This is a genomic window from Yersinia sp. 1252 StPb PI (genome assembly GCF_048593885.1).
In the GTDB taxonomy this organism is placed as follows: Bacteria; Pseudomonadota; Gammaproteobacteria; order Enterobacterales; family Enterobacteriaceae; genus Yersinia; species Yersinia enterocolitica_E.
Genome location: NZ_JAZGQE010000484.1, coordinates 1 through 479, shown reverse-complemented (window position 1 = coordinate 479; position 479 = coordinate 1). Strand labels below are relative to the sequence as shown.

Sequence of the window (479 nt, the reverse complement as noted above, 5' to 3'; positions counted from 1 at the left end):
GTGATAAAACGCGGGTGAGATATTTTATCATATTATTGATAATGGCTTTTCTGCTAATGTCACCACTCGGTTTCGCCGAAAATCGCCCCGGTTTTGTTTGCGGTAAATTTAATGGTCATGTAATGGAAGTGCCGAATAGCTATGTTTTTTACTGGACAGAATATAGCGGTACCAGCGCCTGGGGCTACAGTTTTACTGAAAATACAAAAGGGTGTGATACCGATTTCGTAGCATTACCGATGATAATAAATTGGCCGGATATGCAACCTGGTGATAAATCACTATGGTATAAGAAAAAAGAAAATTTTGGTGGAATAAGAGTAAGTATTCACCCGTTAAAACGACCTGACACCGATATGAATTATAAGCGTGATGTTTATCTTGAAAAACAAAATGATAAAGTATTTGAACCTGTGGTTGATCTTGATGAATTAGAATTGTTTTCTGTCAAGGTAACCAAAAAAATAATTAGAAAAAAC

Annotated in this window: 1 protein-coding gene; it reads left to right on the top strand. The window is 35.9% G+C overall.

The window, feature by feature from the left end:
* Positions 1–56 precede the first annotated feature (56 nt).
* On the top strand, positions 57–479 hold a 423-nt coding region (locus V2A85_RS24440; RefSeq protein ID WP_420072656.1), incomplete at its 3' end, for a hypothetical protein.